The 20482-nt window shown below is 38.1% G+C and carries 22 protein-coding genes; 13 read left to right on the forward strand and 9 right to left on the reverse strand.

What is annotated here, in order from left to right; genetic code table 11:
• Positions 1–197: 197 nt before the first annotated feature.
• Positions 198–629, forward strand: coding sequence for a large conductance mechanosensitive channel protein MscL (gene mscL / locus ACG59Z_RS12665; RefSeq protein WP_032055316.1), 432 nt, complete (start codon positions 198–200; stop codon positions 627–629).
• Positions 630–769: 140 nt separating this feature from the next.
• Positions 770–1120: a gamma-glutamylcyclotransferase family protein gene (locus tag ACG59Z_RS12670; protein ID WP_400199711.1), complete on the forward strand. Its 351-nt coding sequence runs from the start codon at positions 770–772 to the stop codon at positions 1118–1120.
• 14 nt (positions 1121–1134) lie between these two features.
• Here ACG59Z_RS12670 and ACG59Z_RS12675 read toward each other — a convergent pair whose 3' ends face one another.
• Both ACG59Z_RS12675 and mutM read right to left on the reverse strand, forming a co-directional pair.
• Positions 1135–1425 carry a peptidylprolyl isomerase gene (locus ACG59Z_RS12675; protein WP_002051379.1) on the reverse strand — a complete coding sequence of 97 codons (291 nt, stop codon included), beginning with the start codon at positions 1423–1425 and terminating at the stop codon, positions 1135–1137.
• Positions 1426–1444: 19 nt separating this feature from the next.
• Positions 1445–2269: a bifunctional DNA-formamidopyrimidine glycosylase/DNA-(apurinic or apyrimidinic site) lyase gene (mutM, locus tag ACG59Z_RS12680; RefSeq protein WP_400199713.1), complete on the reverse strand. Its 825-nt coding sequence runs from the start codon at positions 2267–2269 to the stop codon at positions 1445–1447.
• A 75-nt stretch (positions 2270–2344) separates the two neighbouring features.
• On the opposite strand from mutM, the gene ACG59Z_RS12685 reads away from it, so the two are divergent.
• The 4 genes from ACG59Z_RS12685 to ACG59Z_RS12700 all read left to right on the forward strand — a co-directional run bounded on the left by ACG59Z_RS12685 (position 2345) and on the right by ACG59Z_RS12700 (position 7281).
• The gene (locus ACG59Z_RS12685; protein ID WP_400199714.1) at positions 2345–2911 is read left to right on the forward strand and encodes a DNA-3-methyladenine glycosylase; all 567 of its coding nucleotides are present in this window, start codon (positions 2345–2347) and stop codon (positions 2909–2911) included.
• Positions 2912–3043: 132 nt separating this feature from the next.
• On the forward strand, positions 3044–5176 hold the full coding sequence (locus tag ACG59Z_RS12690) for a TonB-dependent receptor family protein (protein WP_400199715.1): 2133 nt from the start codon (positions 3044–3046) through the stop codon (positions 5174–5176).
• A gap of 9 nt (positions 5177–5185) precedes the next feature.
• Positions 5186–6295, forward strand: a complete 1110-nt coding sequence (locus tag ACG59Z_RS12695; protein ID WP_019457539.1) for an NADH:flavin oxidoreductase/NADH oxidase — start codon at positions 5186–5188, stop codon at positions 6293–6295.
• Between the two features lie 62 nt (positions 6296–6357).
• Positions 6358–7281 carry an AEC family transporter gene (locus tag ACG59Z_RS12700; protein WP_400199716.1) on the forward strand — a complete coding sequence of 308 codons (924 nt, stop codon included), beginning with the start codon at positions 6358–6360 and terminating at the stop codon, positions 7279–7281.
• A gap of 37 nt (positions 7282–7318) precedes the next feature.
• Here ACG59Z_RS12700 and ACG59Z_RS12705 read toward each other — a convergent pair whose 3' ends face one another.
• The 3 genes from ACG59Z_RS12705 to ACG59Z_RS12715 all read right to left on the reverse strand — a co-directional run bounded on the left by ACG59Z_RS12705 (position 7319) and on the right by ACG59Z_RS12715 (position 9904).
• On the reverse strand, positions 7319–8143 hold the full coding sequence (locus ACG59Z_RS12705) for a tetratricopeptide repeat protein (protein ID WP_400199717.1): 825 nt from the start codon (positions 8141–8143) through the stop codon (positions 7319–7321).
• A 182-nt stretch (positions 8144–8325) separates the two neighbouring features.
• Positions 8326–9036, reverse strand: coding sequence for a DsbC family protein (locus ACG59Z_RS12710; RefSeq protein ID WP_400199718.1), 711 nt, complete (start codon positions 9034–9036; stop codon positions 8326–8328).
• A 145-nt stretch (positions 9037–9181) separates the two neighbouring features.
• On the reverse strand, positions 9182–9904 hold the full coding sequence (locus tag ACG59Z_RS12715; RefSeq protein ID WP_400199719.1) for a YgfZ/GcvT domain-containing protein: 723 nt from the start codon (positions 9902–9904) through the stop codon (positions 9182–9184).
• A gap of 212 nt (positions 9905–10116) precedes the next feature.
• On the opposite strand from ACG59Z_RS12715, the gene ACG59Z_RS12720 reads away from it, so the two are divergent.
• The 4 genes from ACG59Z_RS12720 (at position 10117) to ACG59Z_RS12735 (ending at position 12054) form a co-directional block, all read left to right on the forward strand.
• The gene (locus ACG59Z_RS12720; RefSeq protein WP_400199729.1) at positions 10117–10569 is read left to right on the forward strand and encodes an SRPBCC family protein; all 453 of its coding nucleotides are present in this window, start codon (positions 10117–10119) and stop codon (positions 10567–10569) included.
• Positions 10570–10710: 141 nt separating this feature from the next.
• A complete protein-coding gene (locus ACG59Z_RS12725) occupies positions 10711–11067 on the forward strand; it encodes a DUF488 domain-containing protein (protein WP_400199720.1) in 357 nt (118 codons plus the stop codon).
• A gap of 90 nt (positions 11068–11157) precedes the next feature.
• Positions 11158–11502 (forward strand): zinc ribbon domain-containing protein YjdM, encoded by a 345-nt coding sequence (locus ACG59Z_RS12730; protein ID WP_019457546.1) that lies wholly within the window; start codon positions 11158–11160, stop codon positions 11500–11502.
• A gap of 210 nt (positions 11503–11712) precedes the next feature.
• A complete protein-coding gene (locus ACG59Z_RS12735; RefSeq protein ID WP_400199721.1) occupies positions 11713–12054 on the forward strand; it encodes a YegP family protein in 342 nt (113 codons plus the stop codon).
• 54 nt (positions 12055–12108) lie between these two features.
• Here ACG59Z_RS12735 and ACG59Z_RS12740 read toward each other — a convergent pair whose 3' ends face one another.
• The 4 genes from ACG59Z_RS12740 to ACG59Z_RS12755 are packed head-to-tail and all read right to left on the reverse strand — an operon-like array spanning position 12109 to position 18815.
• Positions 12109–13824, reverse strand: coding sequence for a proline--tRNA ligase (locus ACG59Z_RS12740; RefSeq protein ID WP_400199722.1), 1716 nt, complete (start codon positions 13822–13824; stop codon positions 12109–12111).
• 60 nt (positions 13825–13884) lie between these two features.
• Complete coding sequence (locus ACG59Z_RS12745) at positions 13885–16983, reverse strand: efflux RND transporter permease subunit (protein ID WP_400199723.1); 3099 nt, start codon at positions 16981–16983, stop codon at positions 13885–13887.
• Between the two features lie 15 nt (positions 16984–16998).
• Positions 16999–18117 (reverse strand): efflux RND transporter periplasmic adaptor subunit, encoded by a 1119-nt coding sequence (locus tag ACG59Z_RS12750; protein WP_400199724.1) that lies wholly within the window; start codon positions 18115–18117, stop codon positions 16999–17001.
• Positions 18118–18176: 59 nt separating this feature from the next.
• Complete coding sequence (locus tag ACG59Z_RS12755; RefSeq protein ID WP_400199725.1) at positions 18177–18815, reverse strand: hypothetical protein; 639 nt, start codon at positions 18813–18815, stop codon at positions 18177–18179.
• Positions 18816–19097: 282 nt separating this feature from the next.
• Here ACG59Z_RS12755 and pilG point away from each other — a divergent pair, with 282 nt between their 5' ends.
• From pilG to ACG59Z_RS12770, 3 genes are read left to right on the forward strand one after another with little or no spacing between them, the layout of a single operon-like run.
• On the forward strand, positions 19098–19481 hold the full coding sequence (gene pilG / locus ACG59Z_RS12760) for a twitching motility response regulator PilG (protein WP_263614517.1): 384 nt from the start codon (positions 19098–19100) through the stop codon (positions 19479–19481).
• Between the two features lie 23 nt (positions 19482–19504).
• On the forward strand, positions 19505–19867 hold the full coding sequence (locus ACG59Z_RS12765) for a PleD family two-component system response regulator (RefSeq protein ID WP_004705774.1): 363 nt from the start codon (positions 19505–19507) through the stop codon (positions 19865–19867).
• A gap of 58 nt (positions 19868–19925) precedes the next feature.
• Positions 19926–20462, forward strand: coding sequence for a chemotaxis protein CheW (locus tag ACG59Z_RS12770; protein WP_263614516.1), 537 nt, complete (start codon positions 19926–19928; stop codon positions 20460–20462).
• Positions 20463–20482: the final 20 nt, after the last annotated feature.

Consider the following 20482-nt stretch of genomic DNA (forward strand, 5'->3'; position numbering starts at 1 on the left):
GCAAACAAAGCTGAAAATAAGCTTAAATTCATATTTTTCTTGTAAACAAATATGTTATCAAAGTGTGAAATAGCTTTCTTTTTTTGAAAAAAATATTAAATTATCAATATCATGGCGAGTACTATCTAAATGGATAAGAGGCCATTGAAAAAGAAAAATATGATGTGTTCCTCCCCCCAACATCTGGAGATGTTTAGATGAGTATTATTCAAGAATTTAAAGAATTTGCCATTAAAGGCAATATGATGGATTTAGCCATTGGTGTAATTATTGGTGGTGCTTTTGGCAAAATCGTAGACTCTTTAGTAAAAGATATCATCATGCCGCTTATCACTGTAATTACTGGTGGTGGTGTTGATTTCTCTCAAAAATTTATCGTATTAGGTGCAAACCCTAATAATTTACAATCTTTGGATGCCTTACAAAAAGCAGGTATCAACGTATTGACCTACGGTAACTTCCTAACCATTTTAATTAACTTCCTTATTTTGGCTTGGGTTGTGTTCTTAATGGTGAAATTATTAAACAGACTTCGCCGTGATAAGAATGAGCCAGAAGCTCCAGCTGCAACTCCTGAAGATGTGCAATTGTTGCGTGAAATTCGTGATGAGTTGAAAAAGCAAGCTTAAGTAGATTTCAAATAAAAAACGGTACCTAGAGTGCCGTTTTTTATTGATCAATTATTTTTTTTAATTTTAAGTATGGCCCTATATATTGATAAACTTACAATTCGTTTTAACTGGGCATATTGTTAAAGGGGTGAGAATTAATGAATCAGCTATTTGTATATGGCACTTTATGTCCGAATCAAGCTAATGCTCATATTTTAGAACAAATCGATGGTCACTGGACAAAAGCCAGTGTACGAGGCGTAATTCATATTTTAGATTGGGGACCTGATAAAGGTTTAAAAGCACTTGAGTTAGATTCGCAAGCCGATTGGATAGAAGGTTATGTGTTTAGCACAGAAAAACTTGCTGAAAACTGGCAGATGCTAGATGATTTTGAAGGTTTTCAATACCAGCGTGTCATCGCTGATGTGAAACTAGAGTCGGGTGAATATATTAAAGCCTGGACATATCAAATGAATGCACAGGCTCAATCTTCTGAAAAACCATAATTAAATTAATGGAATCAGCGTAAGCTGCCCATTCGGAATTTAACTTCTAAAAGATGATAGCCAAACTGGCTTTTAATAGGGCCTTGCAACACGCGTTCAGCAGCTGTAAAAACGACTTTGTCGATAACAGGTACCAACTGTCCTTTTTTGACTTCGCCAAGTTCACCGCCACGTTTAGCTGAATTACAGGTGGAATATTGCTTGGCAAGTTTGGCAAAGTCTGCACCACTTTGTAGCTTCTTTTTTAGCTGTTCAGCTAAGTCTTTATCTTTGACTAAAATATGTCGGACAATTGCTGTTTGCATGTTGTCTTCCTCCAAAAAATTAAGGCTTTCTCAGCTTTTTAAGTGGTTGGCACTGTGGGCAAAATACACTGGCACGCTGCCCAAGTTTTAAATTTTCTAATTGGGTTTCACAGTTAACACACATTTCTCCAGCACGGCCATAAGCAAGAAGTGTTTGCTGAAAATAACCATTTTCACCCATAGCATTACTGTAGTCACGTAACGTTGAGCCACCTAAATCAATTGCCGACTTTAAAATTCGTTTAATCTCGACAACGAGTTTCTCAATTTGTTGCATAGTCAAATCACCAGCAGGTTGTGCTGGGTGAATGCCAACATTAAATAAGCTTTCAGTTGCATAAATATTGCCTACACCAACCACTACATGATTATCCATAAGTGCAATTTTTATGCCGACAGATTTATTCTTTAGCTTAGAAGCTAAATATTCTGCATGAAAATCAGTACTTAAAGGCTCTGGCCCCAAAGTATCTATGAGTTTGCCTTGAGTTTCAGGGTTAAGCCAAAGGATGCAACCGAAACGACGTGGGTCATGGTAACGTAACTGCTGATCTTCAAATTGAATAATCAGGTGGTCATGTTTTCTTAGTTCATCATTTGGCTCGGTTAGACGAAAACTTCCTGACATGCCTAAATGCCAGAGCATTTGATCTTGTTCAAACTCTGCCAAAATATATTTTGAACGTCGATTTAAACCAATGAGACGTTGCCCAACGAGTTTTTGAATGTCTTCTGGTATAGGCCAGCGTAAGCTCGGATTACGTACTTCAACACTTAGAACTTTTTGATTCAATAAGGGGAATAGACTGGTTTTAGTGGTTTCGACTTCGGGTAACTCAGGCATGCCAACTCGCAGAATTAACAGATATACTGGATTAATCAAGTATAACGTGTGGTATGTAATATTTCAGAGAATACTATGTCAGATATTTTACCATTAAGCTGGTTTCAACGAGAAACTTCGGAAGTAGCATATGATTTAATCGGCTGCGTATTATGTAAGCGACAGCCTGATGGACAAGTTATCCGCTGTACAATTAGTGAAACAGAAGCTTATTTGGGCGTGCGTGATAAAGCCTGCCATAGCTACAATGACAAACGTACCGCACGAACAGAAGTGATGTATCGCCATGGTGGTACGATTTACGTCTATTTAATTTATGGCATGTATGAAATGCTCAACATTATTACTCAAACAGAGGGTGTGCCTGAAGGAGTGATGATTCGGTCTGTATTTTTAAGTAATGCTTCAACAAAAAAAGAATATAAGCTTTTAGCTGGACCGGGCAAACTGACACGTTATTTGGGTATTGACCGTAGTTTAAAAGGCCAGACTCTAGGTGAAGAATCTGGGCTATGGATTGAAGCGGCCACTACACAACCAGAAGTTGTTTTAACGCCACGCATTGGAATTGATTACGCTGAAGAAGCAAAAGACTGGCCTGAACGATATTGCTGGAAAGATCATCCTTCGTTAAGTCGATAATTAAAATTTAGAAATTAATTTTTAAATAACGAAATAGTGTTCTAAATTTACAACTATGCAGATCGAATTCAATATCCAGACAAGACACAGCTTTTTGTTATGATAACTACAATATAAATAAAGGAAATAAGCATGTCCTTATTACGCTTAGACCGACTTCATTACTGTATTTTGATGAGTATGGGCTGCATTTCGAGTCCACTCGTTTGGGCAGAAGACTTAACCCAAGACGTTGCCAAATTGCCTACTTTACATGTGGAAGCAACGCGTACCGATACGACTTACTTACAAACACCTGCTTCGGTTTTTCGAATAGATGCACCTCAAGCTGATACTTCTTCGCAAGTCAATTTAACTGAAGTTGTGAAAGGTATTCCGAGCTTACAGATTCGTAATCGTGAAAATTATGCGCAAGATTTGCAGCTATCTATGCGTGGTTTTGGTGCACGTTCTACTTTTGGTGTTCGAGGTATTCGCCTTTATGTGGATGGTATTCCCGCAACAATGCCAGATGGGCAAGGCCAAACCTCTAATATTGATTTAAGTAGTCTGGACCATGTTGAAATTCTAACAGGGCCTTTCTCTTCACTTTATGGAAACTCATCGGGCGGGACAATTTTAACGTCTACTAAAGAAGGGCAAGGGAAAGACTCAATTGAGCTCAGTTATTCGGGCGGCAGTCACGATAAAAGCCGAGCAGGGTTAGTGTTACAAGGTGGAGCAAAGGGTGAGAATGAGCCAAGTTATATTATTAGTTCATCTTACTTCGATACTGATGGTTACCGAGAACATAGTGGTGCAGAAAAAGTATTAAATAATGCAAAGCTCAGTTGGAATCTTGATGATGGTAGTAAAATCAACTGGGTGACTAACTATGTCAAAATTAATGCAGACGATCCGCAAGGCTTAACGCATGACCAGTGGAATGGGAACCCAAAGCAACAAGTGCCTTTTTTAAAGCAATTTAATGTCCGTAAAGACATTGAGCAAACCCAAACAGGGGTGACATGGTCTAAGCCAATTAATGATAAAAATGAACTCTATGCCATGGCATATTTAGGTAATCGACAAGTCACTCAGTATCAATCTATACCTAAATCGACACAAGATGCCAGTATTAATCATGCCGGTGGCGTGATTGATTTCGAACGTAATTATTATGGTGCTGATTTCCGTTGGACAGGTAAAGAGTTACTTCCAAATACCACTGTAAGCCTCGGTGTTGCACTTGATGCGATGGATGAAGATCGTAAAGGGTATGAAAATTTTAACTTGGTAAACGGCCAACCTTCTTACGGTGTTAAAGGTAAATTACGTCGTGATGAAGATAATACTTTGTGGAATATTGATCCATATTTACAAGCTTCATGGCAGTTCTTACCCACATGGCGTTTAGACAGTGGTGTACGCTATAGTAATGTGCATTACAAATCTAAAGATAACTATTTAAGTAATGGCGACGATAGTGGTAAGACCGATTACGATAAAGTTTTACCTTCTGCTGCTTTAAGCTGGCAAATTCTACCTGAGCTCATGGCATATGTAAGTTATGCCAAAGGTTTTGAAACACCAACCTTTACTGAAATGGCATATCAAACTGATACGACAAAGCCAGGTTTTAATTTTGACTTAAAACCATCGACCAGTGATACCTATGAAGCTGGTTTAAAATCACGAAACAAATTAGGTGATTTTACTTTGGCAGTTTTTCAAACTAAAACCAAAAATGACATTGTTTCAGCAGGAAGCTCAAACGGACGTTCAACCTTCCGTAACGCAGATAAAACTTTGCGTGAAGGAGTGGAGTTCGCATGGAACAAAAAGTTGTGGAGAGATTTAACAGCAACTGCAAGCTATGCCTATTTAGATGCAACTTTTGATGCTGATATTCTAGCTTTGGGAAATATTGCTCAAATTCCATCAGGAAATGCGATTCCGGGTATTGCTAAAAATCAGACTTTTGTCTCTTTAGCTTGGCAACCGAGCCACGGCATATATGGTGGTGTAGATGTACAGTATATGGACAAAGTATACGTGAATGATACCAACAGTGACGCAGCGCCGAGCTACAGTGTAACTTCAGCAAATATTGGTTATGCATGGGATTTAGGTGATTGGAAAGTCAAAAGCTTTGCTCGCGTAGATAACTTGTTTGATAAAAATTATGCAGGTTCAGTGATTGTGAATGACGGTAATGACCGTTACTTTGAACCCGCTGATGGGCGTAACTGGAGCGCAGGTTTACGTGTAATTAAACAATTCTAGGAATTTAAAATGGCAAAATTATTTGAAACGGTTAATTTTGATTCACTACAACTGGTCAATAGAATTGTAATTGCCCCAATGTGCCAGTATTCGGCAACTGATGAAGGCGAAATTACCTATTGGCATGAACAGCAATGGGCAAATTACGCGTTGTCTGGAGCTGGGTTATGTATTGTAGAAGCTACTGCTGTACAAGCGGAAGGTCGAATTAGTTATGCAGATCTTGGACTTTGGAATGATCAGCAACGTGACCAGATCAAAACTTTATTAGGGAAAGTTAAAACACTTTCTCCTATGCCATTTGGAATTCAGTTAGCGCATGCTGGACGTAAAGCATCGACTGAAAAGCCGTGGTTGGGTAAAGGCCAAATTGCAAAAAATCAGCCACATGGCTGGCAAACAGTTGCTCCAAGTACAAGTACCTTTTCAGTTCACGATGCAGCGCCACATGCATTAACAATCGATGAAATTAAACAAGTTCAACAAGACTTTGCAGCTGCGGCAAAACGTGCAGTTGAAGCTGGCTTTGAGCTAATTGAAGTACATGCAGCACATGGCTACTTGTTGCATCAATTTTTATCGCCAATTGCGAATCAACGAACAGATGAATATGGCGGTTCTTTAGAAAACCGTATGCGTATGACACTTGAAGTACTTCAAGCAATTAAGCTCGCGGTTCCTGAAGGTTATCCAGTAGGAGTACGTCTATCTGCAACTGATTGGATGGATGGTAACGAACAGTGGGATATTGAATCTACGGTTGGTTTATCAAAAGCTTTAGAGCAGCTAGGAGCAGCTTATATTCATGTGTCTAGCGGTGGTTTACATGAACATCAAAATATTACCATTGGAGCGGGCTACCAAGTTCCGTTTGCAGAACAGGTTAAGAAGCATGTGTCTATTCCTGTGATTGCGGTAGGGCTGATTACCGAGCCAGAACATGCTGAACAAATTTTAGAAAATCAGCAAGCTGATGCAATAGGCCTTGCTCGTGCTATGTTATATGACCCGCGTTGGCCGTGGCATGCAGCCGCTACACTTGGAGCAAAAGTTAAAATTGCACCTCAATATTTGCGTTGTCAGCCACATGGCTTAAAACAGCTTTTTGATTCTTTTTAGTTTATCAGCGGGCAAATTAAGATTTGCCCGTTCTTATTTTGAGATGAGTGAGGGAACATTCTGTGGTTTTTCAGGTAATTTTACCAATCTTACTTTTGTTGTTGATGGGGTACTGTAGTGTCCTTATTAAATTGGTAACACCTGAGCAGATTAAGGCCCTGAGCGCATTTGTTATTAAAATTGCTCTTCCTGCATTTTTAATTCAGTCTTTAGCCAATAAAAACTTACAAGAGATTTGGCACCCCGCTTATTTTATTGCTTATGGTGGTGGCTCTTTAATCTTGTTTACTCTGGCTTTTATCATTTATCGAAAGTTTTTTAAGAATAGCCTAACCCATAGCGCCGTTATTTCTATGGGGGCTTCTATGTCGAATACAGGCTTTATGGGTACGGCTATTTTGACTATGCTCATTGGTAGCCATGCTGCGATCTATATATCTTTAACTTTAATTATTGAAAACTTATTAATCGTCGCTTTAATGCTCATTTTGGCTGAAGCCGGTTTGCATCAACAACAGCAACTTTTACCACTTCTTAAAAAGACTTTTATTAACTTACTTAAAAACCCTGTAATTATTGCAATTCTGGTTGGAATGAGCTGTATTTTGCTCGGCATTCATTTACCTTCAAAACTTGCTCAAGCCTTAGAACTGTTAGGAAAGACAGCCTCGCCATTAGCATTATTTGCCATTGGAGGAAGTTTAGTTGGGATTGGTATTACCGCAGTAAATTTACAAAGTATATTGCTGGCCATGTTTAAAGTTGTTTTCATGCCAACTGTGATATTTTCACTTTTTTTAGTGACTCCAAATGTGAGCCGAGAAATGCTCTATGCCGGAACATTAATTGCGGCACTGCCGATGCCAATTGCTTTTGGTATTTTTGGGCAAGCATACGGTTTAAATGAAAGGGCATTAACACCTTTGATGATAAGCACCATTATTGGTTTTATTGGAGTAAGTGGGCTTATCGCTTTGTGGTGGTAAAAGAAAAGCCCCATGCGGGGGGGCTATTGTTTCTTTACTATTTTTTAGATGCTGGCTGTGTAGGGGCAGCTGCAGCTTGTTTATTCTTCTCAGCAATAATCTTTTCGACTGAAGCTAAAGATTCTCTAGCGTTAGGAACATTTTGGTTAGCAAGCTCAGTAAAAATCTGTTTTGCTTGAGGCAAGTTTTGAGGAATGATATTTCCATTTGCCATCATGGTCGCTAAAGCCATAGATGCTGGCGCATAACCTTTTTGGGCGATCGCTTGTAATGCTTCAATGCCTTGGCGTTTCATTAGCGGGTTTTTATTTTCAACCCCTTGGCTAATATCATAAAGTGCTTTGACCTGAATAGCAGGGTAGTTTCCTTTTCTAATCAAAGGTGCTAGCTTTTGTAAAGCAATTTGATGAGATTGAGGCTTTTTCTGTGCAAATAAAATGGTCGCAATTTTTACCGTTGCATCATCAGAGCCTTGAGCTGATGCTTTTTGTACATATTGGCTAAATTTATTACTGTCTTTTGCAACGCCTAATTCACCAGTTTCATAAATTTGCGCAAGTCTATAACTGGCCTGAGCATAACCTTTGTTGGAGGCATCTTCATAATATTTCAGAGCTTTGGCATTATCTTTGGCAGTGCCTTGGCCCATTTGCGTCATATAGCCTAAGTTATAGATGGCTTGAGCATTTCCTGTCTGTGCAAGGCGCTGGACTTCTTGAAAGGCAGCGGGATAATTTTTTGCTGCATAAAGTTGTTCTGCCTGTTTAAAGACATCATTTTTTGCCGCAGATGCTGTACTGTCTGCCGCAAAAATGGACGAACTTGAAATGGCGATTAGGCTGGCGATGAGTAATTTTTTCATTTCTTTTTAACCTTTTACTTCGTAGCTACATCATTCCGTCGATGTATTGAATCAACTCAACTTCTCATCATAAATAGTGGTGGATGAAAGTAAACAGCCGATTTGTATATAAAACGATGTCTATAAAGCAAACTGTGGAGAAAAATGATATGCCACTCTGGCTAAGAGAGTGGCATATAGTCTTATTTTACTGACTTAAGTAATGCTTCAATTTGTTTTGCATCACTTGGTACACCTGAGATTCTTTGTCCATCTTGCAAGAACAATGTTGGTGTTCCATCGATATTTAATTTTTGACCTAAAGCAATATTCTTTTGAATTGGGCTTGAGCAACTTTTGCTAGTAGTCGGCAATTTGCGATTAAGCATATAACTGGTCCAAGCTTCAGATGGGTTCTTTGAACACCAGATTTGGTTTGAAACTTTTTCAGCATTTGGGTGCAAACTGGTCAGTGGGTATAAGAATACATATACCGTTACATTATCCACCCCAACCATGTTTTGTTCTAGACGTTGGCAGTAAGGACAATCAGGATCACTGAAAATATAAAGAGTACGTTCCCCTTTACCTTTTACATATTTAATTGCCTGATTTAGCGGAAGACTTTTAACATCAATTTTACCCAATTCAGCAATTCGTTCTTGTGTCATATTTTTTTGTTGTTTGATATCAACTAAATTGCCTACAAAGAAGTATTTAGCATCTTGATTGGTATAAACAATACGACCGCTTGTATATACTTCATAAATACCTTGCACAGGTGATTGATAAACACCCTTTACAGGTAAATCTGGATAATTTGTCTTCAGATTTTGTTCAAGTGTTTTTACATCAGCATGAGCAGAACCGAAAAAAGCCAAACTTAACATGAGTGTGGCAAGTTTAGTTTTCATATTTTTTCTCTTAGATTTCAACCTCGATTATGATGGCACAGAAAAATTAAAAAATTGATGCCCTAATTAAATGAATTTATTAGAATTTTGTATCTATAAAAAAGCCCGCAGGGTCATCCACGGGCTTTTTATTTGCTAAATATAATTATTGTGGTCTAGCAACATCACCACTTAAAGCTTCTGGCAAATCGAGAACTTGAAGACCAAGTTCTGCTAGAGCAGCAGGTTTCGCAACAACCAATGCAATATATCCGTCAGTGGTTTGTGTACTATTTACCACTTCAATATCGTTATTTAACTGAGTTGCTGGAACAGGTGCTTCACCTGTGCCTTGAATTAAATGTAACCAGTGTTTTGGTTTTGCTTTAAACCAAAGGCGCGCCACAATTTCCTGACCTAAATAACAGCCTTTATCGTAATTGACGCCTTCACGTTGATGTAAACGTAATTCTTGTGGTTGGAACTCATGTTCAGTTGCTTGAGCAATCCATGCTTGCCCCGTCATGATGGCTTGTTTTTGCCATTCGGAAACATCAGTTTCTGTAGAACTGAACTCAGTGTGTCCATTTACAACTTTTGGAAACACAGTGCCTTGTTCACTTAAGGTCATTTTTGAAAATGCACCATATTTTTTAATATGCTTAGTGAACTCTTCAGCTTGATCTTGAGTAACAACAATCTCAAAACTTTCAGCGTTAATCTTTTTTAGCCACAGGCCAAAGTGAATACGACCTTTAAGATCACAAATGGCTGTATAGCGTGTTTCATTTTCAGCTAAACGCTCAGTATCGACAGTCACTTGGCCTTGTAAAAACTTCTGTGCATCTACACCGTTTAATGCATATGAGGAGAAAGCGAGCAGACTCATAATTAATCTCAAATTCAATATGTTTCTTTATGATTGCTGACTATTTTGCTCCATTTTTATCAAAAAATCAGCCTTAGTTTTCGTAATTTAGTTTTGTCAGAAACTGATGGTATAAATGGAAAAACACCAAAAATATACGTTAAAAGAAATTCTACGGTTTAAGCTATTAAGCACAATTTTTATAACCTAAATGGACTTAAAACAAGGAGAATATAATGGCAACAGGTACAGTAAAATTACATCGTGTATTTAAAGCACCCGCTGAACGGGTTTATCGTGCTTTTCTCGACCCAGATGCTTTAGTGAAGTGGATGGCACCCCACGGTTTTACTGCGAAAATTCATAGTTTTGATTCAAATATAGGTGGCTCATACAAAATGAGTTTTACCAACTTTTCGACAGGTTCAACACATTCATTTGGGGGAACTTATGTCGAACTCATTCCAAATGAATTAATTCGTTATAACGACCAATTTGATGATTCAAATTTACCTGGCACTATGCAGGTCACCATTACATTAAAAACTGTATTAGTAGGTACAGAGGTGCATATTACCCAAGAAGGAATACCGGAAGTTATTCCTGTAGAGGCGTGTTATTTAGGATGGCAGGAGTCTTTGTCGTTATTAACACTGTTAGTAGAAGCCGAAATCCCAGATCAGTAATCGCCTTTTAAAATGTGGGCACCCTAAAAAAGTGAGTAGAGAACTACTCACTTTTTTCTTTTTAATTATGGTTAAAAGAGAACAAAATATTAAATGTGTTGATGAGGCCTAAACAATCAGGCTGTCTAGTGAGAAAAAGAGATGGAAATACACATTAAAAGAATTTATGAACATGTAAGTGCCAATGATGGAAAACGAATATTAGTTGATCGGCTATGGAGTCGAGGGATAAGTAAAGAAAATGCCCATTTAGATTTATGGTTAAAAGAAATAGCCCCCTCAACTGAACTGCGTAAGTGGTTTCATGCAGAGTCCTTAGAGCATTGGAGTGAGTTCAAACAGCGCTATTTAAAAGAACTAGAAACAAACCCAGCAGTTAAAGAGTTACAGGATATTGTGTCCAAGCATAGAGTCACTCTTTTATTTTCGGCAAAAGATGTGGAGCATAACCATGCGGTTATTTTAAGAGACTATTTATTAGAGAAAGAGGAGAAATGAATATATAAATTTTTTTTTGGTAAAAGTCTTTTATTTAAAACTTTAAAAAATGAGTCATATCTCGCATAATATACTTTTTGAGATTTTTTTATGTCTTTACCAAATTGCCCAAAATGCCAATCAGAATATACTTATCAAGACGGCGACTTATTAATTTGCCCTGAATGCTCACATGAGTGGAAGGAAGGGGAAGCTTCAATTGCTGATGAACAAGAAGTGATTAAAGATGCAAATGGTAATGTCTTGGCAGATGGCGATAGTGTCACTGTGATTAAAGACTTAAAAATTAAAGGTTCATCTTCGGTTGTTAAAGTGGGAACAAAAGTAAAAACAATTCGTTTAGTTCCCGATGCAAGTGATGGCCATAATATTGATTGCAAAATTGATGGTATTGGTCAGATGAAATTAAAATCTGAATTTGTAAAAAAAGCTTAATTTGTTAATTTTAATTACATTCCGGTAGAGGTGCCTATCAGACCTCTACCTTTTTAACTTTCAACATCCTTATAATTTTATTACGATAATGTATAAAAAGTAGACTACCCAAAGTTACACAGCTCATTTATATTGTCATCAATAACAAATAACTTTCGTCCAGAATAATAACGAAAGTCATACCCACACCAACAAAAAAACGAGGTTCTTATGGCAGGATGGTACGAGATTTCACAAGCGAGTGATGGACAATATCGCTTTGTACTTAAAGCTAGTAATGGCGAAATTATTTTAAATAGTGAGCTATATAAAGCGAAAGCATCAGCAGTCAATGGTATTGAGTCAGTTCAAAAAAATAGTGGTGACGATGGGCGATATGATCGTTTAACTGCAAAAAATGGGAAACCTTACTTCAATTTAAAAGCTGCAAATCATCAAATTATTGGTACGAGTCAGTTCTATGCCAGTGAAGCATCACGTGATAAAGGAATTGAATCGGTGAAAACCAATGGATCTTCGGCAACCATTAAAGACTTAACGGTTGAGGCGTAAAATTAAATGTAAAAAAAGCAGCTTCTAAAAGCTGCTTTTTTATTTATGTATTTATTAACGTGCTAATTTAGCTAAAAGTTCTTCTTTAGTTAAATTGCTCGCTTCAGCATCGCGGCGACCTTTATATTCAAACGTACCAGCATCAAGGCCTTTTTCACCAATCACGATACGGTGTGGAATACCCATTAACTCAAGGTCAGAGAATTTAACGCCCGGACGTTCGTTACGGTCATCAAGTAATACATCAAAACCTTGAGCTTGAAGTTCTGCATAAAGTGCTTCAGCGGCTTCAAGCGTACGAGGTGATTTGTGCGCATTCATTGGAACAATTGCGATTTCAAAAGGTGCAATCGCTTGTGGCCAAATAATACCTTTATCATCGTAGTTTTGTTCAATTGCAGCTGCAACTACACGTGTTACACCAATACCATAACAACCCATTGTTACAGTAAATGGTTTGCCATCTTCACCTAAAACTTTACAGCCTAAAGCTTCAGAGTACTTAGTACCAAGCTGGAAAATATGACCAACTTCAATACCGCGTTTAATTTGTAGTGTGCCTTTACCATCTGGAGATGGGTCGCCTTCAACCACATTACGCAAATCAAAGACTTCAGTAATTTGGGCATCACGTTCCCAGTTTACGCCGACTGCGTGTTTATCCGCTTCATTTGCACCAGCAACGAAATCAGAAAGAACAGATGCAGCGCGATCAACAATAACAGTTAAGCCTTTTTCAACTAAACCTTGTGGACCTGTAAAGCCAGCCGTTAAACCAAATGCTTGAAGTTGCTCTTCAGTTGCAAATGTAAGAGGAGCGGCAACTAAAGGATGTTTCTCAGCTTTAATTTCATTCAGTTCGTGATCGCCACGTAAGAATAGGGCAACCACAGGAACATTGCCTTTTTCGTCTGCAACACCTTGAACCAATAACGCTTTTACTGATTGTTTAGGATCAGCATTTAAGAACTGGCATACATCAGCAATTGTTTTTTGGTTTGGTGTTTCAACCAACTTAAATTCTTGTGCAGGCGCTGCGCGTTCACCTACTAAAACAGCCTCAGCCATTTCAACGTTCGCTGCATAATCAGATTCAGTTGAAAATGCGATGTCATCTTCACCACTTGAAGCCAATACATGGAACTCATGTGAAGCTGAACCACCAATCGAGCCAGTATCTGCTTGTACTGGGCGGAAATCTAAACCTAAGCGATTAAAAATACGGCTATAAGTGTCGTACATCACGTCATAAGTTTCTTGTAATGATTCTTGAGTTGCATGGAAAGAATATGCATCTTTCATAATGAACTCGCGTGAACGCATTACACCAAAACGTGGACGAATTTCATCACGGAATTTGGTTTGAATTTGATAGAAATTTACAGGAAGTTGTTTATAACTTTTTAGCTCGTTACGTGCTAAATCCGTGATTACTTCTTCATGTGTAGGACCAAGCACAAACGGGTTGTCGTGACGATCTTTGAAGCGTAATAATTCAGGGCCGTATTGTTCATAACGACCTGATTCTTCCCACAAGTTTGCAGGTTGAGTCACGGGCATGAACACTTCCATAGCACCTGAACGATTCATTTCTTCACGAACAATCGCATCAACTTTTTTAAGCACACGTGTTCCCATCGGCAGCCATGTATATAAACCTGATGCCAATTTACGAATCATCCCCGCACGTAACATGAGCTGATGTGAAATCACTTCAGCATCGTTTGGGGTTTCTCTCAACGTTGCAAATAAAAAGCGGCTTGCGCGCATGGAAAAAGTCCTAAAAAAGTTAAGCGTTGTAAAAACGCAGATTATACGATAGTTGCTGCATTATGACATGAATCGTCGAGTTTGACGCAGCATAAAGTTTTTCAAGTCATCCAGATAAGTGAAAATGACGGGTACAACTACAAGAGTCAACAGGGTAGAGGTGATTACGCCACCAATAACAGCATGGGCCATTGGCGCACTTTGTTCTCCGCCTTCACCCAAACCTAAAGCTAATGGAACCATACCCATGACCATCGCACTTGTGGTCATTAAGATTGGGCGTAAACGGGTTTTACCTGCTTGTAAAATAGCATCATAACGACTTTCCCCATGTTCCATGGACTTTTTAATAAAGTCGATAAGTAAAATCGCGTTTTTGGTTACCAGCCCCATGAGCATAATAATGCCAATAATTGAAAATAGATTTAGGGTACTTCTAAACAAGAAGAGGGCAAGAAATACCCCAATCAATGACAAGGGTAAAGATGCCATAATCGCAGCAGGGTGAATAAAACTATTAAACTGAGAACCCAACACAATATAAATAAATACAATGGAAAGAGTAATCGCAGTTAATGCATAACCTGCAGACTCGGCCATGTCGGCATTGGCACCTTGAGTATTGAAGGTATAACCAGCAGGCAACTTAAATGCTTTTTGCATTTTATCAATGTCTTTGCCGATATCCCCACTTGGGCGTCCCGACGTATTGGCTTGAATGAGTACTTCGCGTTCAAGATCACGCCGATTAATTTGTGATGCACCGAGTTTTTCCTCAGTTGTTGCTACCGCACTCAATGGAACTAATATTGGTTGTCCGTTTGCACCAGTTTTGTTTGAGTTGAGATATAAATTTTGCACATCCTGAGGAAGCATGCGTTTGTTTTCATTTAATCGAATATTAACGTCATAAGTTTCGCCGTCACGATCTTCCCACGTTGTGACATTGTCACCAGCAATTAATGGACGAATTGCATTGGCAACTTGAGAAACAGACAGCCCTAAGTCACTTGCCAGTACACGGTTAATATGAACCCCTAAAGTGGGTTTTGGTTCTTTTAATGAGCTTTCTAAATCGACCACACCTTTAATTTTGCCCATTTCAGTCATAAACCGATTTGAAATCTTTTGAAGTTCATTCAGATCAGTCCCTTTAATCGAAATCATGATTGGCTTTTGACCACCAGAAACTGAATCTTGAGCAGCAGCAACGGAGGTAACATGAATACCCGCTACTGTTTGCAAACGATCACGGAACTCATTGTTGAGTGTTGTTAAGTCTGAACTACGTTCTTGTTTTGGTTTTAAAGTCACCCCTAAACCAGCATGGTTTTTACCAGCGTCTATTGTGCTATTTACAACCCCGTAGGTAGAAACCACATCGGGGAATTGTCTAATAATTTGATCAACTTGATGTAACTTAGCTTGGGTATATTCTAAAGAAGCATCGACGGGCGTCTCGAACTGAATACGAATTTCGCCTTTATCTGGGACTGGTACAAATTCAGTTCCAATCAATTTAGATAAACCTAAGGCAGCGACGAGTGAAGCAATCGCAATAATGACCGTGATAAAACGAAAGCGTAGGGCAAGCTTCAACAGCTTTTCATAAATATGGGTAAGGCCATCTAATAATTTAGAAATATGATTAAAGAAACGTTGTAGTCGGCTTTCTTTTTTCTTTACTGGGTCTTTCCAATGTGCTGAAAGCATTGGGTCGAGTGTAAAACTGATAAACATAGAAATGAGAACAGCTGTACTTACAGTTACCCCAAACTGGTAGAAGAAACGCCCAATTAACCCGCCCATAAAAGCAACAGGTAAAAATACCGCCACAATGGTAAGCGTGGTTGCGAGTACTGCTAATCCAATTTCTTTGGTGCCTTCTAAAGCTGCGGTGACATGGTCTTTGCCGAGTTCTGTATGCCTAACAATGTTTTCTCGAACGACAATCGCGTCATCAATTAACAGACCGATACTCAGTGATAAGGCTAACAGCGTCATCATGTTAATACTAAACCCAAAAGCCCAGATGAATGTTAATGTTCCAAGCAGGGTAATGGGTAAAGTTAAACCTGTAATGACGGTAGAACGGAAAGAACCTAAAAAGAGTAAAACAATTAAAACTGCTAAGCCTGCCCCTTCAAGAATGGTACGAACTACATCTTTAATTGAAGCGCGAATCCCTTTGGAGCTATCGGCCACGACTTTATAATTTAATCCCGCAGGCATTTGAGCTTTTAACTTCTCTAAAGTTTGGTAAGTTTTATCGACGACTTGAATTACATTGGCATCTGAACTTTTTAAAATATCGATAGAGACGGCTGTTCTTCCATTATAAAAAGCACTGGATTGTAGTTCGGCTTGAGTATCTTCAACGGTTGCCACTTGTTTTAGAAAAATAGGGGAGCCATTTTTATTGGCAATAACCAAATCACCAAAGCCAAAAGGATGAATAACTTTTGATTGAATCTGTACCACGAGTTCAGAATTCTTTTGTTGTAAGGTTCCTGCAGGAACTTCTATGTTTTCATTTTTTAGAGTGTTAATAACCTGATCAATGCCAATACCGTAGCTTTGCAGTTGTTCAGGATGAACTTTAATACGAATTTGACGTTTAGCATCACCTAGTAAATTGACATTACCTACACCAGAAACGGTTTTAAGCTGCGGCACAATTTTTTTATCTACATACGAACTTAATTGAGCCAAGCTCATCGTATTTGATTCAAATACCACCGACATAATTGGGCTAGATGAAGGATCGTAGCGTTGCACAATCGGCGTATCAATTTCATCACGAAATTGAGCGATAACTGGAGCAATTTTGTCGCGGACATCTTGAGCAGCAATTGCTGAAGAGGTATCAAGATTAAATTCGGCAATCACCATCGAAGACCCTTCACTTGAACGTGAAGTAATTTGTTTAATGCCCGAAATCATGTTGATTTGGTCTTCGAGTTTTTTGGTAATATCAGACTCAACCGCTTCAGGTGAAGCACCGGCATATTGCGTAGTGACCACTACAAATGGGAAATCTACATTAGGAAACTCTTCAACCGTCATGCGTTTCCAAGAGGCTAACCCGAGTACCATTAAGCACAGCATCATCATAATGGTAAAAACGGGGTACTTCACACTGATTCGGGTAAACCACATAAGCTATTTGCTACCTTATTTATTTTTTTCGGCTGTAAGCGTCACTTTTTTATTGATATCAGAATCTTCAAACTGAATACGACTTACTTGATCTGTACTTTGTAAACCTTGTACCAAAGCAATGTTTTCATTGTAACGTTGCTCAATTACCCGAATCTTGACCTTTTGAATAGTCTGATTGCGTATTACCCATACGAAAGGATCTTGTTGCAGGTTTTGAATACTATCTAAAGGAATGGTTTGTCCTTGATTGCGATCACTTTGCAAAATAATGCCATTAATGAATGCACCGATACTTAATGAATCAATCGCTTCTTTAGGAGCCGCAAAGAATTCAATTTGACGACTATCTTGGTCTGCTACAGGTGAGACTCGAGTCAGTATGGCGTGTAATTGTTTTGAATTACCCTGAATCTGATATTGAATAGAACTACCGACTTTTAGTGCAGATTGTTGATCAATAGGCAACTTTGCCTGTATTTCTAATTGATCAGGATTAACGATTTCAAATAGTGTTTGCCCAACAGATACAGTCTGTCCCGGTTCAACTTGTCGTTTAGTAATCACACCTGAAATAGGGCTTGTAATGATACCGTCCCGATCAGCTTTTTTAGCAATATCAACATTGGCTTGTTGAGCTCTAACACTTTCAAGTTGACCCTTATAATCTACTTGACTCTGTTCAAAATCCACACGGGCAATAAAGCCTTGATTGAGTAATCTTTGTTTTCGATTCATTAAATTACGTGCGAGCTCTGCTTGTGCCTGAGCAGAAGCAAGATTAGCTTCTGCCTGAGCTAAACGTGCAGCATTGTCTTGATTATTTAACCTGACTAATACTTGGCCTTTTTGTACTTTTTGACCTACATTTGCATTAACGGATGTTGCTGTCGCACTGACTTGAGCTTGAATAGAACTTTGCTGTAGTGCGCGAATAGTTCCTGTAAAAGCAGTTTGAGCAGCAAGCGAACCTTGTTTTACAGAAATTAAATCTTGAGGAATGAGTTCAATTTTTTTAGGTTCAGATGCTGTTGTTTTTGGTGCTTCTTGCTGATGACATGCAGCCAAAATCAAACTCAGGCTGATCAAGCTTAATTTAAAAAAAGTAGAAGGGGTGAGATGCGTTGTGCGCATACAGCATCATCCTGTAATTCAAATTTTATTTTGTCCCTATTCTTGATAAAGCTGTGCGCTTATTCAAGCTTTTTTAAACGTTCGATAATATTTTCATACTCTTTGTTAGTGCGATTATAATTTTTTGAAAGTATTTCAAGTGTTTGTTTAACTTTTAAAATGTTAACTAGATTATTTTCAATCAAAGTTTTATGCCTTTCAGGAACTTTTTCACCTTTACGAAAATATTCCATTTCCTGACGTTTAAATAAAATTTTGTCTTGTTGTAACTGATTGAGTTGTTCTTGCTGATAATTCATTTGTTTTTTTATTGCCAATAAAGCTTGGTCTCTTTTAATTACCGCAGTTTTACTATTGCTATATGCTTTTTTTAACTTGTTATCTTCTTCTCTGTACCGAGCTGATAATGCACGCTGAGAGGATTGGTTTAAATCAGCCTCTAAATTATAGGGATGATTTCTTTTAATGACCTGCATATTTTGATCGAGTGCTTCATATCCATAGCGGATATGAGCTGGGGTTACAGATGTGCTGATATTGGCAATGCCATGTTGATCATAATAGCGATACCAGACAGCTTTAGGAGCATCATTTGCAGCTAAAGTTGGGGAAGATAAAAACAGTGCCCCGCAGGAGGCAATGCCTATAAATACAGACAAGCAGTTCCTATAAAAGGCGTATTTCACCCGCTTATTCATAAAATTCCCCAAAAAAGAAAGCTAAGCCACTTATTTTTAAATAGTTAATCTTAAATATATTAGTTATTATTTAACTGAATAAAAATATTAATATTATAAAAAAAATGATAATTTTTTCGAAAGTGTGATGAGGTTAAAAGTTATTGTTTATAAATGAGAAAGTAGACAAAAACCTTTCATTGAAAATAGAAGTATAGATATGTTAAAAATGCGTATAAATCTGTAAAAACAAATTTAAGTTAAATTGCATTTATATTTTATGTTATGGGGATGGAAGATTAAATGGAAGATGCGTTCCAAAATCTGAAAGTAATGGTTATTGATGACTCAAAAACTATTCGCCGTACAGCAGAAACATTATTGCAACGTGAAGGTTGTGAAGTGATTACTGCTGTCGATGGATTTGAAGCTTTATCTAAAATTGCTGAAGCTAATCCAGATATCGTTTTTGTAGATATCATGATGCCTCGTTTAGACGGTTATCAAACTTGTGCTCTGATTAAGAACTCTCAAAGTTATCAGAACATTCCCGTTATCATGCTCTCTAGTAAAGATGGTCTATTTGATCAGGCAAAAGGGCGTGTGGTAGGTTCAGATGAATACTTGACGAAACCATTTAGCAAAGATGAATTGCTAAATGCGATTCGTAATCATGTAAGTTCATAATTAAGTAATTTAAGGGCAAAGAAATGGCACGTATTCTTATTGTTGATGACTCACCAACAGAAACTTATCGTTTTAGAGAAATTCTAACCAAGCATGGCTATGATGTACTTGAAGCATCGAATGGTGCAGATGGTGTAACTTTGGCAAAAGCAGAACAGCCTGACTTAGTGTTAATGGATGTTGTAATGCCTGGTGTAAATGGCTTTCAGGCAACACGTCAGATTACTCGTGATGAAGACACTAAGCATATTCCAGTGGTTATTGTGAGTACTAAAGATCAGGCAACTGACCGAGTATGGGGCAAACGTCAAGGCGCGCTTGATTACTTGATTAAGCCGATTGAAGAAAAGCAATTGATCGATGTAATTAAACAATTTCTAAATTAACTCATCCATTCATAAAAACATAAATGGCGGGATCTAGACCCGTCTTATAGGATCGAGTATGGCCGCGAACGGATTTATCGAGTTACTTCGTTTGTCTAAACGAGGTAACAAGAATTACGCTTCAGTCCAAAATGAAGCAGAGCGATGGTCAGGAATTGCTTTTGAGATGAGAGGGCAATACTTCGTCGCACCACTTGGGGAAGTGTCAGAAGTAATCTATCCACCAAAATATACACCTGTTCCAAATACCCAAAGTTGGGTAAAGGGATTGGCAAATATTCGGGGAAGATTACTTTCAGTTTCTGACTTGGCACATTTTATTTCAGGGCAACGAAGTTCATTTTCGGCTGCCCAAAAAGTGTTATGTATTAGCCATCACGACCAATATGTGGGGTTGGTTGTTGATCAGGTATTGGGGATCCAACACTTTAATAAAAAAAGCTTTTTTTCTCAAAGTTTAAACTTGGAGGAAAATTTAAAAGAATATTGCCAAGGTTATTTTCACCAGCACAATCAGCACTGGCATGTCTTTTTATTTAGTCGATTATTGCAAAACCCACATTATATGAATGCATCGACAAAATTTATAAACTAATTTTTATGCTGTTAATAAAC

Source organism: Acinetobacter sp. ABJ_C1_1 (assembly GCF_044684115.1).
Lineage (GTDB): Bacteria > Pseudomonadota > Gammaproteobacteria > Pseudomonadales > Moraxellaceae > Acinetobacter > Acinetobacter nosocomialis_A.